The organism is Streptomyces sp. NPDC111520 (assembly GCF_055635295.1).
This window is the reverse complement of the sequence record NZ_JBVKBW010000015.1, coordinates 54,244-75,454: the sequence shown is the minus strand read 5'-3', so window position 1 is coordinate 75,454 and position 21,211 is coordinate 54,244. Positions and strand designations below refer to the sequence as shown.

At 73.7% G+C, this 21,211-nt stretch carries 16 protein-coding genes and 1 riboswitch; of the genes, 6 read left to right on the top strand and 10 right to left on the bottom strand.

Features of this window, described 5'->3' with window-relative positions; genetic code table 11:
• Positions 1 to 76: 76 nt before the first annotated feature.
• The 5 genes from sucD to ACZ7MY_RS30655 form a co-directional block, all read right to left on the bottom strand.
• Positions 77 to 961 (bottom strand): succinate--CoA ligase subunit alpha, encoded by an 885-nt coding sequence (gene sucD, locus ACZ7MY_RS30675; protein ID WP_431960236.1) that lies wholly within the window; start codon positions 959 to 961, stop codon positions 77 to 79.
• A gap of 18 nt (positions 962 to 979) precedes the next feature.
• Positions 980 to 2,155 (bottom strand): ADP-forming succinate--CoA ligase subunit beta, encoded by a 1,176-nt coding sequence (sucC, locus tag ACZ7MY_RS30670; RefSeq protein ID WP_499606528.1) that lies wholly within the window; start codon positions 2,153 to 2,155, stop codon positions 980 to 982.
• A gap of 353 nt (positions 2,156 to 2,508) precedes the next feature.
• Positions 2,509 to 3,693 (bottom strand): VWA domain-containing protein, encoded by a 1,185-nt coding sequence (locus ACZ7MY_RS30665; RefSeq protein ID WP_499606527.1) that lies wholly within the window; start codon positions 3,691 to 3,693, stop codon positions 2,509 to 2,511.
• Positions 3,690 to 6,035: a DUF5682 family protein gene (locus ACZ7MY_RS30660; RefSeq protein ID WP_499606526.1), complete on the bottom strand. Its 2,346-nt coding sequence runs from the start codon at positions 6,033 to 6,035 to the stop codon at positions 3,690 to 3,692. Before ACZ7MY_RS30660 ends, ACZ7MY_RS30665 begins: the two co-directional genes overlap by 4 nt.
• The gene (locus ACZ7MY_RS30655) at positions 6,032 to 7,120 is read right to left on the bottom strand and encodes an ATP-binding protein (protein ID WP_499606525.1); all 1,089 of its coding nucleotides are present in this window, start codon (positions 7,118 to 7,120) and stop codon (positions 6,032 to 6,034) included. The genes ACZ7MY_RS30660 and ACZ7MY_RS30655 overlap by 4 nt, the downstream gene beginning before the upstream one ends.
• A 164-nt stretch (positions 7,121 to 7,284) precedes the next feature.
• Between ACZ7MY_RS30655 and ACZ7MY_RS30650 the strand changes: the two genes are divergently transcribed.
• Positions 7,285 to 8,649: an SWIM zinc finger family protein gene (locus ACZ7MY_RS30650; RefSeq protein WP_499606524.1), complete on the top strand. Its 1,365-nt coding sequence runs from the start codon at positions 7,285 to 7,287 to the stop codon at positions 8,647 to 8,649.
• A gap of 56 nt (positions 8,650 to 8,705) precedes the next feature.
• Positions 8,706 to 10,244 (top strand): DUF5691 domain-containing protein, encoded by a 1,539-nt coding sequence (locus ACZ7MY_RS30645; RefSeq protein WP_499606523.1) that lies wholly within the window; start codon positions 8,706 to 8,708, stop codon positions 10,242 to 10,244.
• 62 nt (positions 10,245 to 10,306) lie between these two features.
• On the opposite strand, the gene icmB is transcribed toward ACZ7MY_RS30645, so the two are convergent.
• Positions 10,307 to 10,720: a coenzyme B12-dependent isobutyryl CoA mutase small subunit gene (gene icmB / locus ACZ7MY_RS30640; RefSeq protein ID WP_499606522.1), complete on the bottom strand. Its 414-nt coding sequence runs from the start codon at positions 10,718 to 10,720 to the stop codon at positions 10,307 to 10,309.
• 241 nt (positions 10,721 to 10,961) lie between these two features.
• Between icmB and ACZ7MY_RS30635 the strand changes: the two genes are divergently transcribed.
• The gene (locus tag ACZ7MY_RS30635) at positions 10,962 to 11,780 is read left to right on the top strand and encodes an esterase/lipase family protein (protein ID WP_499606521.1); all 819 of its coding nucleotides are present in this window, start codon (positions 10,962 to 10,964) and stop codon (positions 11,778 to 11,780) included.
• A 141-nt stretch (positions 11,781 to 11,921) separates the two neighbouring features.
• Complete coding sequence (locus ACZ7MY_RS30630) at positions 11,922 to 13,277, top strand: M23 family metallopeptidase (RefSeq protein ID WP_499606520.1); 1,356 nt, start codon at positions 11,922 to 11,924, stop codon at positions 13,275 to 13,277.
• Between the two features lie 49 nt (positions 13,278 to 13,326).
• Here the strand turns inward: ACZ7MY_RS30630 and pcrA are convergent, their stop codons facing one another.
• Positions 13,327 to 15,768: a DNA helicase PcrA gene (pcrA, locus tag ACZ7MY_RS30625; protein ID WP_499606519.1), complete on the bottom strand. Its 2,442-nt coding sequence runs from the start codon at positions 15,766 to 15,768 to the stop codon at positions 13,327 to 13,329.
• Between the two features lie 261 nt (positions 15,769 to 16,029).
• Positions 16,030 to 16,187: riboswitch (cyclic di-AMP (ydaO/yuaA leader) on the top strand.
• Between the two features lie 8 nt (positions 16,188 to 16,195).
• On the opposite strand from pcrA, the gene ACZ7MY_RS30620 reads away from it, so the two are divergent.
• The gene (locus ACZ7MY_RS30620) at positions 16,196 to 17,329 is read left to right on the top strand and encodes a C40 family peptidase (RefSeq protein WP_499606518.1); all 1,134 of its coding nucleotides are present in this window, start codon (positions 16,196 to 16,198) and stop codon (positions 17,327 to 17,329) included.
• 64 nt (positions 17,330 to 17,393) lie between these two features.
• On the opposite strand, the gene ACZ7MY_RS30615 is transcribed toward ACZ7MY_RS30620, so the two are convergent.
• Entirely contained in the window at positions 17,394 to 17,747 is a 354-nt protein-coding gene (locus ACZ7MY_RS30615) for a hypothetical protein (RefSeq protein WP_499606517.1), read from the bottom strand.
• 339 nt (positions 17,748 to 18,086) lie between these two features.
• Here ACZ7MY_RS30615 and ACZ7MY_RS30610 point away from each other — a divergent pair, with 339 nt between their 5' ends.
• Positions 18,087 to 19,154 (top strand): C40 family peptidase, encoded by a 1,068-nt coding sequence (locus tag ACZ7MY_RS30610; protein ID WP_499606516.1) that lies wholly within the window; start codon positions 18,087 to 18,089, stop codon positions 19,152 to 19,154.
• An 18-nt stretch (positions 19,155 to 19,172) separates the two neighbouring features.
• Here ACZ7MY_RS30610 and ACZ7MY_RS30605 read toward each other — a convergent pair whose 3' ends face one another.
• Both ACZ7MY_RS30605 and ACZ7MY_RS30600 read right to left on the bottom strand, forming a co-directional pair.
• The gene (locus ACZ7MY_RS30605) at positions 19,173 to 19,844 is read right to left on the bottom strand and encodes a LuxR C-terminal-related transcriptional regulator (protein ID WP_499606515.1); all 672 of its coding nucleotides are present in this window, start codon (positions 19,842 to 19,844) and stop codon (positions 19,173 to 19,175) included.
• Positions 19,841 to 21,142, bottom strand: a complete 1,302-nt coding sequence (locus tag ACZ7MY_RS30600) for a PspC domain-containing protein (protein WP_499606514.1) — start codon at positions 21,140 to 21,142, stop codon at positions 19,841 to 19,843. The genes ACZ7MY_RS30605 and ACZ7MY_RS30600 overlap by 4 nt, the downstream gene beginning before the upstream one ends.
• Between the last annotated feature and the right edge of the window lie 69 nt (positions 21,143 to 21,211).

The window sequence follows — 21,211 nt, the reverse complement described above, 5'->3', positions numbered from 1 at the left end:
TCCCGCCGACGCACACGGGCCCGCCCCCCGGAGGGAGCGGGCCCGTGTGCGTGCCTCCGTCGAGGAGGCGGGGGGATCAGCCCTGAAGGATGGCGCGCGCGAGGCGGGCCGTCTCCGACGGGGTCTTGCCGACCTTGACGCCGGCGGCCTCGAGGGCCTCCTTCTTCGCCTGGGCGGTGCCGGAGGAGCCGGAGACGATGGCGCCGGCGTGGCCCATGGTCTTGCCCTCGGGCGCGGTGAAGCCCGCGACGTAGCCGACGACCGGCTTGGTGACGTGCTCGGCGATGAAGGCCGCGGCACGCTCCTCGGCGTCGCCGCCGATCTCACCGATCATGACGATCAGGTCGGTCTCGGGGTCGTCCTGGAACGCCTTCAGCGCGTCGATGTGGGTGGTGCCGATGATCGGGTCACCGCCGATGCCGACCGCCGAGGAGAAGCCGATGTCGCTGAGCTCGTACATCATCTGGTAGGTCAGCGTGCCGGACTTCGACACCAGGCCGATGCGGCCCGAGGTCGTGATGTCGGCCGGGATGATGCCCGCGTTCGACTGGCCGGGGGTGATCAGGCCGGGGCAGTTGGGACCGATGATCCGGGTCTTGTTGCCCTTGCTGCCCGCGTACGCCCAGAAGGCGGCGGTGTCGTGGACCGCGATGCCCTCGGTGATCACGACCGCCAGCGGGATGCCGGCGTCGATCGCCTCGATGACCGCGTCCTTGGCGAACTTCGGCGGGACGAAGATGACGGTGACGTCGGCACCGGTCTTCTCCATGGCCTCGGCGACGGAGCCGAAGACCGGCACCTCGGTGCCGTCGAAGTCCACGCTGGTGCCGGCCTTGCGCGGGTTCACGCCGCCGACGATGTTGGTGCCCGAGGCGAGCATGCGCCGGGTGTGCTTGGTGCCCTCGGAACCGGTCATCCCCTGGACGATGACCTTGCTCTCCTTGGTCAGGAAGATAGCCATGATGTGGTGACCTGTCCCTTACTTCGCAGCCAGCTCGGCGGCGCGCTCGGCGGCGCCGTCCATGGTGTCGACCTGCTCGACCAGCGGGTGGTTGGCGTCGGTCAGGATCTGCCGACCGAGCTCCGCGTTGTTGCCGTCCAGGCGGACGACGAGCGGCTTGGTGACCTCCTCGCCCTTGGACTTCAGCAGCTCCAGGGCCTGGACGATGCCGTTGGCGACCGCGTCGCAGGCGGTGATGCCGCCGAAGACGTTGACGAACACGGACTTGACGTCCGGGTCGCCCAGGATGATCTCGAGACCGTTGGCCATGACCTCGGCGGAGGCGCCGCCGCCGATGTCGAGGAAGTTGGCGGGCTGGACGTTGCCGTGGCCCTCGCCGGCGTAGGCGACGACGTCCAGGGTGCTCATGACGAGACCCGCGCCGTTGCCGATGATGCCGACCTCGCCGTCGAGCTTGACGTAGTTCAGGCCCTTGGCCTTGGCCGCGGCCTCCAGCGGGTTGGCGGCGGCGTGGTCCACCAGCGCCTCGTGCTCCGGCTGGCGGAAGTCGGCGTTCTCGTCCAGGGAGACCTTGCCGTCGAGCGCGATGACGCGGCCGTCGGCGACCTTGGCGAGCGGGTTGACCTCGACGAGGAGCGCGTCCTCGGAGAGGAAGGTCTTCCACAGGGTCTGCAGGATCTCGACGACCTGGTCGGCGACGTCGGCCGGGAAGGCGGCCGCCTCGACGATCTCGCGGGCCTTCTCCGGGGTCACGCCCTCGATGGCGTCCACCGGGATCTGGGCGACGGCCGCGGGGTTGTTGGCCGCGACCTCCTCGATCTCCATGCCGCCCTCGACGGACGCGATCGCCAGGAAGGTCCGGTTGGCGCGGTCCAGGAGGAAGGAGACGTAGTACTCGGAGGCGATCTCCGGGGCCAGCTCGGCCAGCATCACCTTGTGGACCGTGTGGCCCTTGATGTCCATGCCGAGGATCTGGCCGGCCTTGACGACCGCGTCCTCCGGGTCCGACGCCACCTTCACGCCGCCGGCCTTGCCGCGGCCGCCGGTCTTCACCTGCGCCTTGACGACAGCCTTGCCACCGAGTCGCTCCGCGACCTCGCGCGCCGCCTCAGGCGTGTCGATCACTTCACCGGCCAGCACCGGTACACCGTGCTTGGCGAAGAGGTCCCTCGCCTGGTACTCGAACAGGTCCACGCGCGTCCGTCCTTGGTAATCGCGGGTTCGTTGTCTGCGTGCGTGCCGGGGGCGGTCGTCGCTGACGTCTTCGTAACGAACCATGCGAACGGTCGTACGGGGGGCGCACACGTCGGCCGAGCACGCGGCATGTCCGTCTCGCAGGTTATCGCCGCGCGGGCGGCACGAGTAAATCGGAGATGGTGCGAGAGCGGTGAGAACGGTCACAGACCAGCCGAACGGGCGGCTTCCCGTGACGCCGGGCACGGGGCCGGGACCGGGGCGAACGGCGCTCCGGAGGGCCCTGCGACGCCGCCCCGGACGCCTCGTTCACCGAGGGTGACCAGGTCGCTCCCGCCCACCCGGCCCCCGCGTCACCCGCCGGGCGCGGCGTCGGGCACGGGCAGCGGCCGCTTCTCGATGGCGGCCGCCATCACCTCCGGGAAGAGGTCCGGGGTGCAGGCGAAGGCGGGCGCCCCGAGCGCCGCGAGCGCCGCCGCGTGCGCGCGGTCGTAGGAGGGGGCGCCCTCGTCCGACAGTGCCAGCAGCGCGACGAACTGCACCCCGGACGCCCTCATCGCGGCGACCCGCTTGAGCATCTCGTCGCGGATGCCGCCCTCGTACAGGTCGCTGATGAGGACGACGACCGTCTCGGCGGGCCGGACGATGAGGGACTGGCAGTAGGCCAGCGCGCGGTTGATGTCGGTGCCGCCGCCGAGCCGGGTGCCGAACAGCACGTCGACGGGGTCGGCCAGATGCTCCGTCAGATCGACGACCGCCGTGTCGAAGACGACGAGCCGGGTGTCGAGGCTGCGCATCGAGGCCAGCACGGCGCCGAAGACGGACGCGTGGACCACGGACGCCGCCATCGAGCCCGACTGGTCGAGGCAGAGCACCACGTCCTTGCGCACCGCCCGCGCGGCGCGGCCGTGGCCGACCAGCCGTTCGGGCACGACCGTGCCGTGTTCGGGCAGGTAGTGCCGGAGGTTGGCACGGATCGTGCGGTCCCAGTCGATGTCCCGGTGCCGGGGCCGCCGCACCCGTGCCGAGCGGTCCAGCGCGCCGGTGAGGGCGGCCCGGGTCCGGGTGGCCAAGCGCCGCTCCAGGTCCTCCACGACCTTGCGGACGACCGCCCGGGCCGTCTCCTTCGTCGTCTCGGGCATCGCCTTGTTCAGCGAGAGCAGCGTGCCGACCAAGTGGACGTCGGGCTCGACCGCCTCCAGCATATCGGGTTCCAGCAGCAGCGCGGACAGCCCGAGCCGGTCGACGGCGTCGCGCTGCATCACCTGCACGACGCTGCTGGGGAAGTAGCGGCGGATGTCCCCCAGCCACCGGGCGACCTGGGGCGCCGAGCCGCCCAGCCCGGCGCCGCGCGCCGGCGGTGCCCCGGGGCCGCGCGGGGTGGTGCCGTACAGCGCCTCCAGCGCCTGGTCCATCGCCGTGTCCCGGCCGGTGAGGCGCCGCCCCGTGCCGTCGGCGGGGCCGCCGCCGAGCACCATCCGCCAGCGGCGCAGCCGCTCGTCGGCGTCCACGCCCGGGCCGTTGCCGGTGTCCGTCATGCGTCTTGTCCCCCGTCCTCTCCGCCGGGCCCGAGCAGCAGCCGCACGGTGGACAGCGCCGCCTCCGCCCGCTCCTCGTCGAGCCGCGGGGCGAAGCCCGGCAGGCCCTCCCCGGCGCCGCCGTCCGCTCCCCCGCCTCCCGGGCCGCGCCGCACCAGCTCCCCCACCGTGCGCCGCACCCCCGGGTCGAAGCCGCCGAAGGTACGTCGCAGCAGTGGCAGCACGTCGTCGAAGGCGGCCGCCGGCACCGCGGACAGCCATCCGTCGACCAGCGCGAGCAGCCGCTCGTCGTGGACCAGCAGCATCCCGCCGCCCGCGAGGAAGCCCTCCACCCAGGCGGCGGCCTCCTGGGGCGCCGCGGCCCGGGACAGGGCGAGCCCCATCAGCCGGGCCACCTCTCCCGGCTCCAGGCGCGCGTCGTCCAGGAGCAGCCGCGCGGCGCCGCCCCGCAGCAGCCCCGGTACGCCGCGGTCGCGCACGGCCAGCTTCCGCAGCGCGCCGGCCCAGCGCTCGCGCAACGCGTCGTCGCCGAGGAGGAGCAGGGCCCGCTGCACCTCCGTGACATGGCCGCGCATCTCGGCGGCGCCGTCCGCGTCGAGCCCCGCGCAGGCCGGCGGGAGCCCGACGCAGACCCGCTCCGCCAGCCCTTCCGCGACCCCGCGCAGGGCCCCGGCGTCCGTGCCCCGCACGTCTCCGTAGCGAAGGGCGCGGACGAGCGACGGCAGTGCCTGCGCGAGGTGCGCGACGTCCGCGTCGAGCGCGGCGCGGTCGGCGAGCACCCGCATGACCGTCGGCAGCGCGTCCGGCAGCCCGGCGAGCAGACAGCGTTCGGCGAGGCCCGTCACCTCGGCGAGGGTCCGCGCGTTCACCGCCGCGTCCCCGGCCCACGCGGTGGCCGCGGACTCCACCGTGGTGCCCCACACCCCGGCCTCCGCGACCGCCACCGCGAGTTCCGGCTCCCAGCGCAGCCGCCAGCTCTCCCGGAAGGTGCCGGTGGCGGCCGTGCGCGACCGGCTCGGCTCGCCCCAGCCGACCCCCAGCATCCGCAGCCGGTGCAGCAGGCGGCTGCGTCCGGCGTCGGTGTCCTTGCGCAGGTCCAGGTCCACCTCCTTCGCCAGGGCCTCCGGCTTCATCCGCAGCCTGCGCTGCTCGCGTGCCAGGTCGCGGGCGAGGGGCACCGCGGGCGCGCCCTCCGGGACCTCGCCCAGCTCGTCCCCCACCACCAGCCGGTCCCGGATCAGCGCCAGCGGCACGTCCGATCCGTCGCACATCACCGCGCGTACCGCGTCCGTGGTCTCGCCGAGCCCGGGCAGCGGGCGGCCGCGCAGGGCCGCGAGCGTGTCGGCGAGCCGTACCGCCTCGATGACGTGCGCGGAGGAGACCGGGAGGTCCTCCTCGCGGAGCAGACCGGCGACCTTGGTCATCCACCGGGCGACGGGCCGGTCGGGCGAGGTGAACAGATGGCGGTACCAGCCGGGCGAGTCGATGCCCGCCCCGTAACCCCCGGCCCGGGAGAGCCTGCGGTGCGTCCAGGGCACCCAGGTGACCTCCACCTTCGCCTTGGGCAGGCCCTTGAGCAGGGCCCGGTCGGCGGTGACCCCGCCCGTGCGGGCGAGGGCGGGCACGTGCCATGCGCCGCACACCACGGCCACCCGCTCGTGCGCGCGACGCGCCTCCCGTATCCGCAGCCGCATGTGGGCCTCGCGCACGGTGTCCTGGGGGTGTCCCCCGTCGCCGTAGGTCTCGCGCAGCGCGCCCATGGCCTCGGCGAGCGCGCCGAACGCGGCCAGCGGATCGCCGTCCCCCTCCCCTTCACCCCGCCCGTCCCGGCCGCGGTGCTCGACGGCGTCCTCCCACCAGCGCTCCGGGTCGTCGTGGCCGGCCGTCCGGGCCAGTACGGCGAGCGGGTCGATCCGCGCGTCCGCCGCCCCGCGCTCGCCTGCTCCCCCGTCCTCTTCCCCTCTTCCTTCTCCTTCTTCCTGCGGTCGCTGCGGCGCGTCCTCCTCGTCCCGCAGCAGGAGCGAGTGCGCGGCCGGCAGGTCGATGAAGCGGACCGGCACCCCGCGACCGGCCGCCCAGCGGATCGCCGCCCACTCGGGGGAGAACTCGGCGAAGGGCCAGAAGCCGGCCCGGGACGGCTCGTCCACGACGTGGGCGAGCAGCGCGACGGGCGGCCGCATCCCGGGATCGGCGGCGAGCCCCAGCACCACGTCCGCCTCCGGCGGGCCCTCGACGAGCACGATCCGCGGCTCCAGCAGCTCCAGCGCGGCCCGCACGCCGCGGGCCGACCCGGGGCCGTGGTGCCGCACCCCCAGCAGCGCCACCCCGTCCGCGGCGGTCACGGCGTCACCTCGCGGCAGGCACGGTAGAAGTCCTTCCAGCCCTCCCGCTCGCGGACCACGGTCTCCAGGTACTCCTGCCAGACCAGGCGGTCGGCGGCCGGGTCGCGGACCACCGCCCCGAGGATGCCCGCGGCGACGTCCCCGGCGCGCAGCACGCCGTCGCCGAAGTGCGCGGCCAGGGCGAGGCCGTTGGTCACCACGGAGATCGCCTCGGCCGTGGAGAGCGTGCCGGAGGGCGACTTCACCTTCGTGCGCCCGTCGGCCGTGACCCCGCCGCGCAGTTCACGGAAGACGGTGACCACCCGCCGGATCTCGTCCGCGCCCTCCGGGGCGGCCGGCAGCTCCAGCGAGCGTCCGAGCTGACCGACCCGGCGGCTGACGATGTCGACCTCCTCCTCCACGGTCGCCGGCAGCGGCAGCACGACCGTGTTGAAGCGCCTGCGCAGCGCGCTGGAGAGGTCGTTGACGCCGCGGTCCCGGTCGTTGGCGGTCGCGATCACGTTGAACCCGCGCACCGCCTGGGTCTCGGTGCCCAGTTCGGGTATCGGCAGCGTCTTCTCCGAGAGGATCGTGATGAGGCCGTCCTGGACGTCCGCGGGGATCCGGGTCAGCTCCTCCACCCGGGCGATGCGCCCCTCGGCCATCGCCCGCATGACCGGGCTCGGGACCAGTGCCTCCCGGCTCGGGCCGCCGGTGAGCAGCCGGGCGTAGTTCCACCCGTAGCGCATCGCCTCCTCCGGGGTGCCCGCGGTGCCCTGCACGAGCAGCGTGGAGTCACCGCTGACGGCCGCGGCGAGGTGCTCGGAGACCCAGGTCTTCGCGGTGCCCGGGACACCGAGCAGCAGGAGTGCCCGGTCGGTGGCGAGGGTGCTGACCGCGACCTCCACGATCCGCCGCGGGCCCACGTACTTGGGGGTGACGGCGGTGCCGTCGGGCAGTACTCCGCCGAGGAGGTAGGTGGCGACCGCCCACGGCGACAGGTTCCACCGGGCCGGGCGCGGCCGGTCGTCGGCCGCCGCGAGAGCCTTGAGCTCATGGGCGAACGCGTCTTCGGCGTGCGGCCGGAGTGCGGTGTCCACGGACATGGTTCTCCCCTGTTCTCCCATGGAGCGGATGGCGCGGACGCCCCGTCAGCCCCCGCGGGACGTCCGCGTTCCCACCATCGCGCACCCCACTGACAATCCCGCTCCACCGTCAGGAAGCTGCAGCTCGGACCGGTTTGTCAGTGCCTGCCCGTAGCGTCGTGGCCATGGACGGGATGGACGGACAGCGGACGGAGCGGTGGACCGCCGACCAGGTCCTGGCACTCGCGCCCGACGCGGCGTCGCGCGCGGCCGGGAAGGAGCTGGCGGCGGCTGCCCGCTGGTCCGGGACGGGGAGTTCGGGCACGGCGGTGTGGGGGCTGTGCGCGGGCGGCGGCGCGCCGTACCGGGCCGTCGTCGACACGGCGGGGCCCGCCTTCGGGTGCAGCTGCCCCAGCCGCGCGTTCCCGTGCGAGCACGCGGTCGCGCTGCTCCTGCTGTGGGCGGGGGGCGAGGTCGGGCCGGCCGCGCACGGGGGTGGCCGGCCCGGCTGGGTCAGCGAGTGGCTGGACGCGCGCGCCGCGCGTGGGGGACGGACGGAGCCGGGCGGGCGCGCGAGGTCCGGGGGCGATCCGCAGGCGGCGCGCAGGCGGGCCGAACGCCGGGCGGGGCGGGTGGCCGCCGGGGCCGACGAGCTGGAGCGGCGGCTGGCGGACCTGCTGCGGGGAGGCCTGGCGGGCGCGGAACGCGAGGGGTACCGGCCGTGGGAGGAGACGGCGGCGCGCATGGTGGACGCCCAGGCTCCCGGGCTCGCCTCGCGGGTGCGCGAACTGGGCGCGGTGGCCGGCTCGGGGGGCGACTGGCCGTCCCGGCTGCTGGAGGAGACGGCGCTGCTGCATCTGCTGGCCCGGGGCTGCCTGCGGCAGGACGCGCTGCCCGCGCCCCTGGCGGCCACCGTCCGGTCCCGGGTCGGTTTCACCGTGGACTCGGCGGAGCTCCTCGCCGGGCCGAGGGTGCGCGACCGCTGGCTGGTCCTGGCGCGGCAGGACACCGCCGACGACCGTCTCACCACCCGCAGGACCTGGCTGCACGGGGAGGCCACGGGCCGGACGGCACTGCTGCTGTCCTACGGCGCGGCGGGACGGGCGCCGGAGCCGGCGCTTCCGGTCGGCCTCGGCCTCGACGCGGAGCTGGCCTTCCACCCGGGGGCCGGCCCGCTGCGGGCGGCGCTCGGGCCGCGGCACGGCGCGCCGCTGCCGGGCCGCGTGCCCCCGGGTGTGCCGGTCGCGGCGGCGCTCGACGCGTACGGGCAGGCCCTGGCCGGCGATCCGTGGCTGGACGCCTGGCCGGTCGTGCTCGCCGGTGTCGTGCCGATACCGGGCGGCACGGGCTGGCAGGTGGCGGACACGGACGGGAACGACGCCGTCCCGGTCGCGGCGGCCGGCACCGGAACCGCAACGGGTCTGTGGCGCCTCGCCGCGGTCTCCGGCGGCCACCCGGTGACCCTCTTCGGCGAACTCGGCCACCAGGGCCTGCGCCCCCTCACCGCCTGGCCCGGCCCGGACACCCGACCCGTACCGCTGACGACCTGATCCCACCCGGAAGCCCCCCCGCCCGCCCACGTGCACACCACGACGAAGGAGGACCGATGACGACAACCTGGACCGACCTGGTCGGCACCGCGCTCCTCGGCACCGACCGCAGGGGCGGCACGCCCGGGGAGCTGCTGGACACCGCCGCGCTCGCCGTCCTGCGGCGCCGCGCCGGCGCGCGGCCCGCCACGGCGGGGGTGCGGCCGGCCGCGGCACCCCACGACCCGCGGCCGCCGCTGCCCGAGGCGGCCCGACGGAGGCTGTCCCTGCTCCTGGCGGAACGCTCGGTCGGCGGCGGGGGCGGCCGGCGCGGCGCCGCCCCCAACCTCGCCGAGTTGCTGCCCCAGTGGCTCGGCGAGGCCAACGCCCGCGGCTGGGCGGCCCCGCCGGAGCTACTGCCCGCGCTGCTGGACGCCGCCCGCGCGCGCACCGACCTGCGGCCGGACGCCCTGGCCCTGGCGGGACCGCGCGGACTGTGGCTGGCGGAGCTGAACGCGGACTGGCGGTTCGCGCTGCGCGCCGGGGCGCCCGGCGTCGTGCCCGACACCGCCGACCCGGAGGCCGTGCGCACGCTGTGGGAGGAGGGCCTGTTCGCCGAACGGGTGGCGTTGCTGGCCCGGCTGCGGGCCCGCGACCCGGGCCGCGCGCTGGAGCTGCTGCGCTCGGGATGGGCCGCCGAGCGTGCGGAGGACCGGTTGATGTTCCTGGACTCACTCCGCGAGGGCCTGTCGCCGCAGGACGAGCCCTTCCTGGAGCAGGCCCTCACCGACCGCAGCCGCAATGTGCGGGCCACCGCCGCCGAGCTGCTGTCGGCCCTGCCCGGCTCCGCCCTCGCCGCCCGTATGGCCGCTCGGGCCCGGACCTGCGTCGCCTGGGATCCGGCGGCCGGCCGGATCGGTGTGGAGGCGCCGTACGAATGCGACGCGGCCATGGAGCGCGACGGCGTGGTGGCGATACCCCCGGCCGGGCGCGGGGAGCGGGCGTGGTGGTTCGGCCAGGTGGTGGACGCGGCGCCGCTCGCCACGTGGCGGGAGCGCTTCAGCGGCCGGACACCGCAGGAGGTCATCGCGTTGCCGGTCGCCGACGACTGGCAGCCGGACCTGCACGCCGCGTGGTGCCGGGCGGCGGTGCGCCAGGGGGACGCGGCCTGGGCCCGTGCCCTGCTGGGCCCCACCCCGGCCCCCGCGGCGGCGGTCAGCCCGGTCGGGGACCCGGCGAAGCTGCTGTCGATCCTCCCCGCCCCGGAGCGGGCGGAGTGGGTGGCCCGCTTCATCGAGGCGCACGGCCTGTCGGAGGCGTTCCAGATGCTCGCGGTCTGCGCCGTGCCGTGGGCCGGGACCTTGGGGGCGGCGGTGGTGGACGCCTTGGACATCGCCCGCGACGCGGGCAGCTACCCGTGGAGCTTCAGCGGGGTGATGGGCCTGGCCGAGCGCTGCATGGACCCGGCGGAGGCCGACCGGGCGGCCCCACTGGCCGCCGTGCCCGCGGAGTCCGCCGACACCTCACCGGGCGCCGGGGCGTACTGGGCGGAGGCCTTCCAGCGGCTGGTCGGCACCCTGCGGATGCGGGCCGCGATGCTCGCGGAGCTGGCTTGAGGGGGCGGCCGGGGACCGGCCGGCGGGGGTGCGGGATTCGGCCCGCACCCCCGCGGCGACGGTCAGGCCTCGGCCGGATGGCGGATGTTGTCGTTCACCCAGGTGACGACGTCACCGGTCGAGGTGCCCGGGGTGAAGATCGCCGCCACGCCGAGCTCCCTCAGCGGGGCGATGTCGTCCTCCGGGATGATCCCGCCGCCGAAGACCTTGATGTCCTCCGCCTCACGCTCGCGGAGCAACTCGATCACCTTGGCGAAGAGCGTCATGTGGGCACCGGAGAGGATGGACAGGCCGATGGCGTCGGCGTCCTCCTGGATCGCGGTGTCCACGATCTGTTCGGGCGTCTGGTGGAGACCGGTGTAGATGACCTCCATGCCGGCGTCCCGCAGCGCCCGCGCGATGACCTTCGCCCCGCGGTCGTGACCGTCCAGGCCCGGCTTGGCGACCACCACACGGATCGGTCCGGACACTCCCATCGCTGCCTCCATACACGATTGCTGCGCTCAGCGGGCACATGTGTGAACGAACGTTATCGCCAGCATCCCCCGTGCGGACAGTTTCACGAAGGGCCCCGAGGGGGAAATCACACATGGGACACGTTCACGTTAGAAACGCGTTCGGCCCGTGGTCGTCCTCCGTTCAGCAGGCGACGCGGGCCGTCGCGTTCTCGGCGCACGGGGGACAGGGCCGTCTCCGTGTGCCCACGGGAGGTAGGCCATGGGCGTCCTGTCTTTCGGTGTCGGAGACCGCTTGGTGCGCCAGGCGGCCTACGTACGAGCCGCGGCGATCGAGATCGCCATCCTGACCGGTCATGTCTTCCTCTACCCGACCGGAATCTTCCAGGAACGCGGGCCGCAGCCGGCGGTCGGTGACTCCGAGGAGCCGCCCCGTCTCCCCACCGCGGGACGGAGCCATCCCCCGGTGCTCCTGCTGCACGGCTTCGTGGACAACCGTTCGGTGTTCGCGATGCTCCGCCGGTCGCTGCGGCGGCACGGCTGGCCGCATGTGCAGGCGCTCAACTACTCGCCGCTGACCTGCGACATCCGTACGGCGGCGGCCCTCCTCGGACGCCACGTCGAACAGATCTGCGAGCAGACCGGGCACCACCGGGTGGACATCGTGGGCCACAGCCTCGGCGGGCTCATCGCCCGCTACTACGCCCAGCGCCTGGGCGGCGACACGCGGGTGCGCACCGTGGTCACCCTGGGCACCCCGCACGCCGGGACCCGGGCCGCGCCACTGCTGAACCCGCACCCGATCGTCCGCCAGATGCGGCCGAACTCCGACCTCATCGAGGAGCTGGCCAAGCCCGCGACCGGCTGCCGCACCCGTTTCGTGGCGTTCTGGAGCGATCTGGACGAGCTGATGAGCCCGGTCGAGGCCGCCCGCCTGGACCACCCGGACCTCATCGCGCGCAACGTCCACGTCGCGGGGGTCGGCCATCTGACGATGCCGGTCCACGCGGCCATCGCCGCCGGCATCCGGCAGGCACTGCTCGGCGAGGAGCTGGCGTCGGGGGCCGTGGACGCCGCGTGACGGCCTTGCCCCCATAAGCATCGAAAGGCCGTCGAACACAAGGCATCGGGGATACCGAGATCCCGCCGAAGATTGTGGGCGTCGCCCGCAGGGGGATACAGTCGCCGCTAATTCTCCTGCTGCCGAGGCGAAAGAGAAGCGGTGAACGACCGTCATCCGGCGGGGTACGCCCCCGAGTACAGCGGCTATGGGTACGAGGGGCTCTCCGACGCCTCCTACGCGCCCATGGGTGCCGCTCACACGGATGACGATCCCCTCTTCGGCTCCTGCCAGGGTTACCCCGCCTACGACACGGGGTCCTACGCCACCGCGCCCTACGACGCCACCGCCGACAGCACCGCGACCGGCTACTGGCCCTCCGGGCAGACCACCGGCACCCCGGGTTACGCCGACCACACGGGCGCGACCACCGGCACCTGGTACCTGGACCCCTCGCAGACGCAGGCGACGGCGGCGTACGACTACACGGGTTACGAGCACACGGCCGTCCACGCCGCCTATGAGGAGCCCGAGGCCGCGCACGCCCACGCTCCCGCTCCCGAGGCCGCCGCCTACGAGCAGCATCCGGAGCGGTACGGGGCCGAGGCCCACACCCCGGAGCACTACGCGGCCGAGCACTACGAGCCGGAGGCGTACGAGCCCGACGCGTACGAGCCCGAGGCCTACGACGACGCCGAGGACGACACCGAGCCGGAGGCGGAACCGGAGCACGGCTCCGAGGAGAGCGCCCCCGTGGCCGCACTGCCGCGCCCGCGCGGGGGAAGCGGCGGCGGGAGCCGCAGGCGCCGGCAGGCCCGGCGCTCGGCCCTGCTCACGGTCGCCGTCCCTTCCGTCGCGGTGATGGGCGTCGCCTGCGCGGCCGCCGTCACCGTCAACACCGACGACCCCGACACCAGCCGCACCCAGGCCGACGGCGCCCCGGAGGCGGCGGCCGACGTCCCGACCAGCAAGCTCGACCAGCAGCTCGCCGGGGTCAACCGGGACGTCGACGACTTCACCGACCGCGCCAGCCGCAACCAGGAGCGCATCGACCTCAAGGAGCGCCAGGCGCAGGAGCGCGCGAAGAAGGCCGCGGAGGCGGCCCTCAAGGAGCAGCTGCGCCCCAAGTTCCTGCTCCCGGTCAAGCAGCACGGGCTGAGCGCCTACTTCGGCCAGGCGGGCGTGAACTGGATGTCGGTCCACACCGGCATCGACTTCCCGGTGAACTACGGCACACCGGTGATGGCCGCGACCGACGGCGTCGTGCGCACCCAGTGGAACAGCGCCTACGGCAACATGGCGATAGTGACCGCCCCCGACGGCACCGAGACCTGGTACTGCCACCTGAGCAGCACCAAGATCCGCTCGGGTTCGGTCAAGGCCGGCGACGTCATCGCCTACTCCGGCAATTCGGGCAACTCCACGGGCCCGCACCTGCACTTCGAGGTGCGTCCGGCCGGCGGCGCGGCCATCGACCCGCTGCAGTGGATGCTGAAGCACGGCATCGACCCGCGCTGAGCCCCGGCCCCGGCCCCACCGCGGCGGGACCGGGACCCCGGCAGTCCGCTCAGAGCTTCTCCACCGGCGCGTACCGCAGCAGCAGCACCTTGGGCCGCTCGTCGCCGAAGTCGATGGTGGCCTTCGCCTTCTCCCCGCTGCCGTCGACCGCGACGACCGTCCCCAGCCCGAACGTGTCGTGCGTGACCCGGTCCCCGACCGCCAGCGAGATGACCGGGCGGTCCTGGGTGCGCCGCGTCGCGAACCCGGAGGGGCCGCTCTTCGACGGGGACCGCGACAGCATCGAGGCCGCCGCCGACACCGAGGCGGAGGGCGCCGAGGAGGCGCCCGTGCGCTTCCACTCGATGAGCGGTTCCGGGATCTCCTCCAGGAAGCGCGAGGGCGGGTTGTACGAGGGCTGGCCCCAGGCGCTGCGCATGGTGGACCGCGTCACGTACAGCCGCTGCCGCGCCCGCGTGATGCCGACGTAGGCGAGCCGCCGCTCCTCCTCCAGCTCCTTGGTCTGGCCGAGTGCGCGCATGTGCGGGAAGACCCCGTCCTCCATGCCGGTCAGGAAGACCACCGGGAACTCCAGGCCCTTGGCGGTGTGCAGGGTCATCAGCGTTATGACGCCGCCGCCCTCGTCGTCGTCCGGGATCTGGTCGGAGTCGGCGACCAGGGCGACCCGCTCCAGGAACTCGGCGAGCGTGCCGGGCTCCTCCTCGGTGCGCTCCTGCTCGAACTCCAGGGCCACCGCCGCGAGTTCCTGGAGGTTCTCGACGCGGGTCTCGTCCTGGGGGTCGGTGGAGGCCTGGAGTTCGGCCAGGTAGCCCGTGCGCTCCAGCACGGCCTCCAGGACGGTGGCGGGGCCGGCGCCGGAGTCCACGACGGTGCGCAGCTCCTCCAGCAGCTCGTTGAAGCGCTTGACGGCGTTGACCGAGCGGGCGGCCATGCCGAAGGCCTCGTCCACCCGGCGCAGCGCCGCGGGGAAGGTGATCCGTTCGCGTGAGGCGAGGGCGTCGACCATCGCCTCGGCGCGTTCCCCGATGCCGCGCTTGGGCACGTTCAGGATGCGGCGCAGCGGGACGGTGTCCTCGGGGTTGGCGAGCACGCGCAGGTAGGCCAGGACGTCCCGGACCTCCTTGCGCTCGTAGAAGCGGACCCCGCCGACGACCTTGTAGGGCAGGCCGACGCGGATGAAGACCTCTTCGAAGACACGGGACTGCGCGTTGGTCCGGTAGAAGACCGCGACCTCGCCGGGGCGGGCGTCGCCGGCGTCGGTGAGCCGGTCGATCTCGTCGGCGATGAACTGCGCCTCGTCGTGCTCCTGGTCGGCGACGTAGCCGGTGATGACCGGGCCCTGCCCGGCCTCCGTCCACAGGTTCTTCGGACGGCGGGAGGCGTTGCGCTCGATGACGGCGTTGGCGGCGGTCAGGATGTTCTGGGTGGAGCGGTAGTTCTGCTCCAGCAGGATGGTGCGGGCCTGCGGGTAGTCCTCCTCGAACTGGAGGATGTTGCGGATCGTGGCGCCGCGGAAGGCGTAGATGCTCTGGTCGGCGTCGCCGACCACGCACAGCTCGGCCGGCCCTTCGCCGTCCTCCTGCGCGTCTCCGCCCGCCGTGCCCACCAGTTCGCGCACCAGGGTGTACTGGGCGTGGTTGGTGTCCTGGTACTCGTCGACCAGCACGTGCCGGAAGCGGCGCCGGTAGTGCTCGGCGACGTCCGGGAAGGCCTGGAGCAGGTTGACCGTGGTCATGATGATGTCGTCGAAGTCGAGCGCGTTGGCCTCGCGCAGCCGCGACTGGTACATCGCGTATGCCTCGGCGAGCTTCTTCTCGAAGGGGTTCTCGGCCTGGTCGGCGAAGGTCTCCTCGTCGATGAGCTCATTCTTGAGGTTGGAGACCTTGGCGCTGAAGGACTTCGGCGGGAACTGCTTGGGGTCCAGGTCCAGGTCCCGGCAGACCAGGGCCATCAGGCGCTTGGAGTCGGCCGCGTCGTAGATCGAGAAGCTGGAGGTGAAGCCGAGCCTCTTGGACTCCCGGCGCAGGATGCGGACGCACGCGCTGTGGAAGGTGGAGACCCACATCACGTTGGCGCGCGGGCCGACCAGCTGCTCGACGCGCTCCTTCATCTCGCCGGCGGCCTTGTTGGTGAAGGTGATCGCCAGGATCTGGCCGGGGTGGACCTTGCGGGCGCCCAGCAGGTACGCGATGCGGTGGGTGAGCACCCGGGTCTTGCCGGAGCCGGCGCCCGCGACGATGAGCAGCGGGGAGCCGGTGTGCTCGACGGCGGCGCGCTGCTGCTCGTTGAGCCCGTCGAGCAGCGCGGCCGGGTCGACGACGGGGCGGTGGGCGCCGTCCCGGTAGTACGCGTCCCGGTCGACGGGCGCGTCGAAGCGCCCCTCGAAGAGGTCGTCGGGGACCGTGCCGGGCTCCTCCTCGGGAGGCGGCGGGGGCTCCTCCTCCCTTGGTTCGAGGCCGGCCAGGAAGCTGTCGTCAAAGAGGCTGCTCATCGCCTCCCGAGTCTAGGCCGTGGGACGGACAGCGTTGCGCCGCTTGCCCGAGCCCGCGCCCTCCGGGGGCGTCCGGAAGTCGCCCGGTGCCCGTCCCCGGCGAACGCGTGACGACCGGACGCCCCCTTTCGCGGCCCCGAATGACGAAGGTCACGAAATGATTGCGGACAATTCGAACACCAGGGTTCCCACGGACCCCTGCAGTTGACTACCGTGCCGGATCAGGCGGTCCGCTCCACGCGGCGGCGACCGTGCCGTCACGGGCCGCCTCCGCTGAGTCCGGCGACCGCCGGAGCCGGGGACCCACGACCTTGGGGTGAATCGGTCCGTACGAGCGCAGCGCGCCCGTCCGCACCGTAGGGCGGCCTTCCGAAGCCCGAACCCGACAGCTAACCCGGTAGGCGGTCCACGGAAGGAGCCGCCTGACTTGGCGACGCACCGCAAGCCGCGCCCGCGCGCGCTGACCGTCCCCGGCCCCCGGGCCGCGGTGGGACTCACGACCGCCGCACTGGCGACCGTCACCCTCTTCGGCGAGAGCGCGAGCGCGGCGCCCGCCTCACCCGACAAGCCCTCCATCACCGAGGTCAAGGCCCAGGTCGACAAGCTCTACCACCAGGCCGAGGCCGCCACCGAGCGCTACAACGGCGCCAAGGAGCAGACCGAGCGGCAGCGCACGCGCGCCGACGCGCTGCTGGACCAGGTGGCCCGCAGGACCGAGACGCTCAACGCCGCCCGCCGCACCATCGGCGAGTACGCCGCGGCGCAGTACCGCGGCGGCGGCCTGGACGGGACGACGACCTTCCTCCTCACCTCCGACCCGCAGCAGTTCCTGGACCAGGCGCACCTGATGGACCGCCTGTCCGACCGCCAGGAGCACGCGCTGGAGACCTTCCGCTCCGAGCAGGCCGAGACGACGGCCAAGCGCTCCGAGGCCGTCGAGAGCCTGCAGAAGCTGACCGAGGCCCAGCAGCGGCTGAACGCGGAGAAGACCTCGGTCAAGCAGAAGCTCGCCGCGGCGCAGAAGTTGCTCAACAGCCTCACCGCGCAGGAGAAGGCACGGCTGGCGGCGCTGGAGAAGAAGCGCCGGGAGGAGGCGGCCGCGAAGGCCGCGGAGATCGCCGCCAAGGAGAAGGCCGCGCAGGAGGCGGCCGCCAAGGAGTCGGGCTCGTCCACGGGCTCCACCGGCTCCACCGCCCCGTCCGGCACCTACGCCGCCAAGGCGGCCAAGGCGATCGAGTTCGCGCGGGCCCAGCTGGGCAAGCCGTACGTGTACGGCGCCACCGGCCCGAACTCCTACGACTGCTCGGGCCTGACCCAGGCCGCCTGGGGCGCCGCGGGCGTCTCGATCCCCCGCGTGACCTACGACCAGGTCGACTTCGGGATCCGGGTGAGCGCGGACCAGCTGCAACCCGGCGACCTGGTCTTCTTCTACTCCGACATCACGCACGTCGGCCTGTACATCGGCGGCGGCAACATGATCCACGCCCCCCACACCGGGAGCGTGGTGAAGATCGCCCCGATCACGGAGATGCCGATCTACGGCTACGCCCGGATGGCCTGAGCCCGAGCCCGAACCTGAGCCCGAGCCCGAGCCCGGGCCCCCGTCCGGCCGCCGCCGGCCGGGCTCAGGTCCACAGCACCGCGATGAAGATGTTGGCGGTGGTCAGCGCACCCACGGTGCCGAAGGCCGCCGCCGGCACCTTCTCCTCGTCGCGCTTGACGTAGACCAGGCCGAGGACCACCACCAGGACCGCGAGCTTCACGCCGATCTTGATGTTGTTCACCGGCTGGTCGTCGGCCTGGTTGAGGCCGACCAGCAGCACACCCGTGACCAGCATGGTCAGCGCGCCGTGCAGCATGCCCGGCACGAAACGGGCCTCGCCGCGGCCCATGGCCTTCATCTGGGTGAGGAAGCCGCCCAGGAGGGCGGCGATGCCGATGATGTGCAGGCCGACGATCAGGTTGATGAGTACGTCCATGGCTCAGGACCCTAGCCAGGCCCATACCAGCGCCCGGCACCGAGGTCCCGCTCCTCCGTCACATCGGTCAGGGACGGACCGGAAGTGACCAGGTCACCCGTCGAACAGCGGTCATCCGCGGGCAGTCCGCGGCCGAATCGGACCAGTCCCGCACACTCCGGAGCCCCCTCGCGGCGTCCAGGTTTAGCGTCCTGCCCCAGGTGGCCGATCCCCACTGCCGCGCGGACCCCGTCCCCGGCACGGCCGCCCCCGCCGAAGGTCCGGCGGTGGACGGTCCCCGTCCGCCCGCCGCCGGACCGCCGGGGGGAGGTACGGACAGCCCGGAAGGAGTGACGGCGCGTGGCGTCGCACAGAAGGCCCAGGGACCGCGGTCCCGCAGGCACGGCAGCGCGCACCGCCGTCGGCCTCGCCCTGGCGGGCGCCGCCTCCGTGACGGTGTTCGGCGAGGCCGGGCACGCGGAGCCCCGGCTGACCACGGACGAGGCCAGGGCCAGGGTGGACCGGCTGTACGAGGAGGCCGAGCAGGCCACCGAGCGGTACAACGGCGCCAAGGAGAAGGCGGACACGGCCACCGCGCGGATCGAGCGCCTCCAGGACGAGCTCGCCCGCAGGACCGAGCGCCTCAACAGCACCCGCGACGGCCTCGGCTCCCTCGCCACCGCCCAGTACCGCAGCGGCGGCATCGACCCGGCTGTCCAGCTGGCCCTCGCCTCCTCCCCCGGCGACTACCTGGAGCGCGCCGGGATGCTGGACCGGATGAGCAGCCGTCAGAACGCCGCGCTGCGCGCCCTGTCGGCCCAGCAGCGGGACATCGAGCAGTTGCGCGCCGAAGCGGGCGCCGAGCTGGAGGAGCTGCGCGGCACCCGCGCCGAACTCGCCCGCCACAAGCGCACGGTGGAGCAGCGCCTGGCCTCCGCGCGGCAGTTGCTGGGCCGGCTGACCGCCGGCGAGCGCGCCGAGGTGCTCTCCTCCGGCGGCCACGGTTCCGCCGACCCGGCCCGTGCCGGCCGTGCCGCCACCGGCTCCCGCACCGGGCTGGCGCCTGCCGCCGCCCCCAACGCGCGGGCCGCGCGCGCCGTCTCCTTCGCGTACGGAGCCCTCGGGCTGCCCTACGTCTGGGGCGCCACCGGGCCGTCGGCGTACGACTGCTCGGGCTTCACGCAGGCGGCGTGGCGGGCGGGCGGGGTCTCGCTGCCGCGCACGACGTACACCCAGATCAACGCGGGCACCCGGATCTCCCGCTCCCAACTGGAGCCGGGCGACCTGGTGTTCTTCTACTCGGGGATCAGCCATGTCGGCCTCTACGTGGGCAACGGCATGATGATCCACGCCCCGCGCACCGGTGACGTCGTCAAACTCGCCCCGGTCGACCAGATGCCCTTCGCGGGCGCCGCGCGTCCGGCGTGACGCCCTTGCCGCGAGGGCTCAGACCAGGCGGCGGGCGGTCGCCCAGCGGGTGAGTTCGTGCCGGTTGCTCAGCTGCAGCTTGCGCAGCACCGCCGAGACGTGCGACTCGACCGTCTTCACCGAGATGTAGAGCTGCTTGGCGACTTCCTTGTACGCGTAGCCACGCGCGATCAGCCGCAGCACCTCGCGCTCGCGCTGGGTCAGCCGGTCCAGGTCCTCGTCGACCGGCGGGGCGTCGGTGGAGGCGAAGGCGTCCAGGACGAAGCCGGCCAGCCGGGGCGAGAAGACGGCGTCCCCGTCGTCGACCCGGAAGATGGAACTCACCAGGTCGGGGCCGGTGATGGTCTTGGTGACGTAGCCGCGGGCGCCGCCGCGGATCACCCCGATGACGTCCTCGGCGGCGTCGGAGACCGACAACGCCAGGAAGCGCACGGGCTGTTCCGCGTCCCCCATGAGCCCGGCGCAGCGCTTGAGCACCTCGACCCCGCCGCCGCCGGGCAGATGGACGTCGAGCAGCACGACGCCGGGCCGCGTCGCGGTGATGACCGAGACCGCCTGGTCCACGTCGGCGGCCTCGCCGACCACGTCGACGCCGGTCCGCTCGGTCTCGCCGATCTCGGCCTGCACCCCCGTGCGGAACATCCGGTGGTCGTCGACGAGGACGACCCTCACGCGTCGTTCCGTGCTCATGACGACCTCCCTGGTCCCTGGGCCCTGTCCATCTCCAGCTCCACTTCCGTGCCCCCACCCGGTGCCGGGCGCAGCCGCGCCTCGCCGCCGTTGCGCCGCATCCGGCCGATGATCGACTCCCGGACGCCCATCCTGTCCGACGGTACGTCGTCGAGGTCGAAACCGGGGCCGCGGTCGCGGACCGATACGAAGACCTTGCTCTCCTCGACCTCCGCGTACACCTGCACGGGCTCGTCCCCACCGTACTTGGCGGCGTTGACCATGGCCTCGCGGGCCGCCTGCATCTGCGCCACCAGGCGCTCGTCGAGCGGGCAGTCGCCGACGCACACCACCTCGACGGGGACGCCGTGCGCGTCCTCCACCTCGGCCGCGGCGCGGCGCACCGCCTCGGCGAGGGTGGCCGGTTCGTCGTCCTTGCCGTTGCCCTCGGGCCGGTAGAGCCAGGCCCGCAGCTCCCGTTCCTGGGCCCGGGCCAGCCGGGCGACCTCGCGCGGGTCCTCGGCGTGCCGCTGGATGAGGGTCAGGGTGTGCAGCACGGAGTCGTGGACGTGCGCGGCGACCTCGGCCCGCTCCTGCGCGCGGATGCGGGCCAGCCGCTCGGCGGACAGGTCCTGGGTCATGCGCACGAGGTACGGTCCGGCAATCAGCGCCACCCCGACCAGGACGGCGAGCGCGGCCTGCAGGATGGTGCCCAGGTGGCTGACCGAGCCCTGCACGACGAGGAAGCCGGTCACGCCCACGCCGACGAGGATCACCCCGGCGGCGCCGCGCGCGAAGGGCAGCAGCCGCTTGCGCCGGCTCAGCTCGGCCCAGCGGGCCCGGCGGGCGTTGTCGGCCTGCCGCCACACCAGGGCGACGCCGAGCCCGATCAGCAGCAGCGGCCACACATAGGCGTTGGCCTTGCCGAGGTTGAGGTTGTCCAGCAGGATGCCGAGGCCCATGGCGAGCGCGATCAGCGCGACGATCTGGCCCCGGTCGGGCCTGCGTCCGGCGAGCCAGGAGCGCGCGTCGCGCGGTTCCTTGGCCTCGACGACCCCGCCGACGCCGAGCGGCACCACGAACCAGAAGACCGCGTAGAGCAGGATGCCGAGGCCCTGGATGGTGGCCAGGACCACGAAGACCACGCGCACCCAGGCCACGGGCAGTCCGAGGTGCCCGGCCAGCCCGCGGGCGACGCCGCCGATCATCCGGCCCTCGGAGCTGCGGTAGAGCTTGCGGACCGGCGATCCGGCCGGGTCCGGCGACGCGAAGTACGACGCCCCGTTGGGCGGGCTGGTCGGTGGTCCGGCGGCTGGCATGTCCCGATCGTCACACGTTTCGCGCACGGTGGGTATCAGGGTTGGCCCCCATGCCGGGTCAGGGTCGTT

What these genes read in the sequence shown, in the direction of transcription:
- sucD (WP_431960236.1), bottom strand. Translation starts at nt 961, where the DNA reads ATGGCTATCTTCCTGACCAAGGAGAGCAAGGTCATCGTCCAGGGGATG.
- ACZ7MY_RS30665 (WP_499606527.1), bottom strand. Translation starts at nt 3,693, where the DNA reads ATGACGGACACCGGCAACGGCCCGGGCGTGGACGCCGACGAGCGGCTG.
- ACZ7MY_RS30655 (WP_499606525.1), bottom strand. Translation starts at nt 7,120, where the DNA reads ATGTCCGTGGACACCGCACTCCGGCCGCACGCCGAAGACGCGTTCGCC.
- ACZ7MY_RS30650 (WP_499606524.1), top strand. Translation starts at nt 7,285, where the DNA reads ATGGACGGGATGGACGGACAGCGGACGGAGCGGTGGACCGCCGACCAG.
- ACZ7MY_RS30645 (WP_499606523.1), top strand. Translation starts at nt 8,706, where the DNA reads ATGACGACAACCTGGACCGACCTGGTCGGCACCGCGCTCCTCGGCACC.
- icmB (WP_499606522.1), bottom strand. Translation starts at nt 10,720, where the DNA reads ATGGGAGTGTCCGGACCGATCCGTGTGGTGGTCGCCAAGCCGGGCCTG.
- ACZ7MY_RS30635 (WP_499606521.1), top strand. Translation starts at nt 10,962, where the DNA reads ATGGGCGTCCTGTCTTTCGGTGTCGGAGACCGCTTGGTGCGCCAGGCG.
- pcrA (WP_499606519.1), bottom strand. Translation starts at nt 15,768, where the DNA reads ATGAGCAGCCTCTTTGACGACAGCTTCCTGGCCGGCCTCGAACCAAGG.
- ACZ7MY_RS30615 (WP_499606517.1), bottom strand. Translation starts at nt 17,747, where the DNA reads ATGGACGTACTCATCAACCTGATCGTCGGCCTGCACATCATCGGCATC.
- ACZ7MY_RS30605 (WP_499606515.1), bottom strand. Translation starts at nt 19,844, where the DNA reads ATGAGCACGGAACGACGCGTGAGGGTCGTCCTCGTCGACGACCACCGG.
- ACZ7MY_RS30600 (WP_499606514.1), bottom strand. Translation starts at nt 21,142, where the DNA reads ATGCCAGCCGCCGGACCACCGACCAGCCCGCCCAACGGGGCGTCGTAC.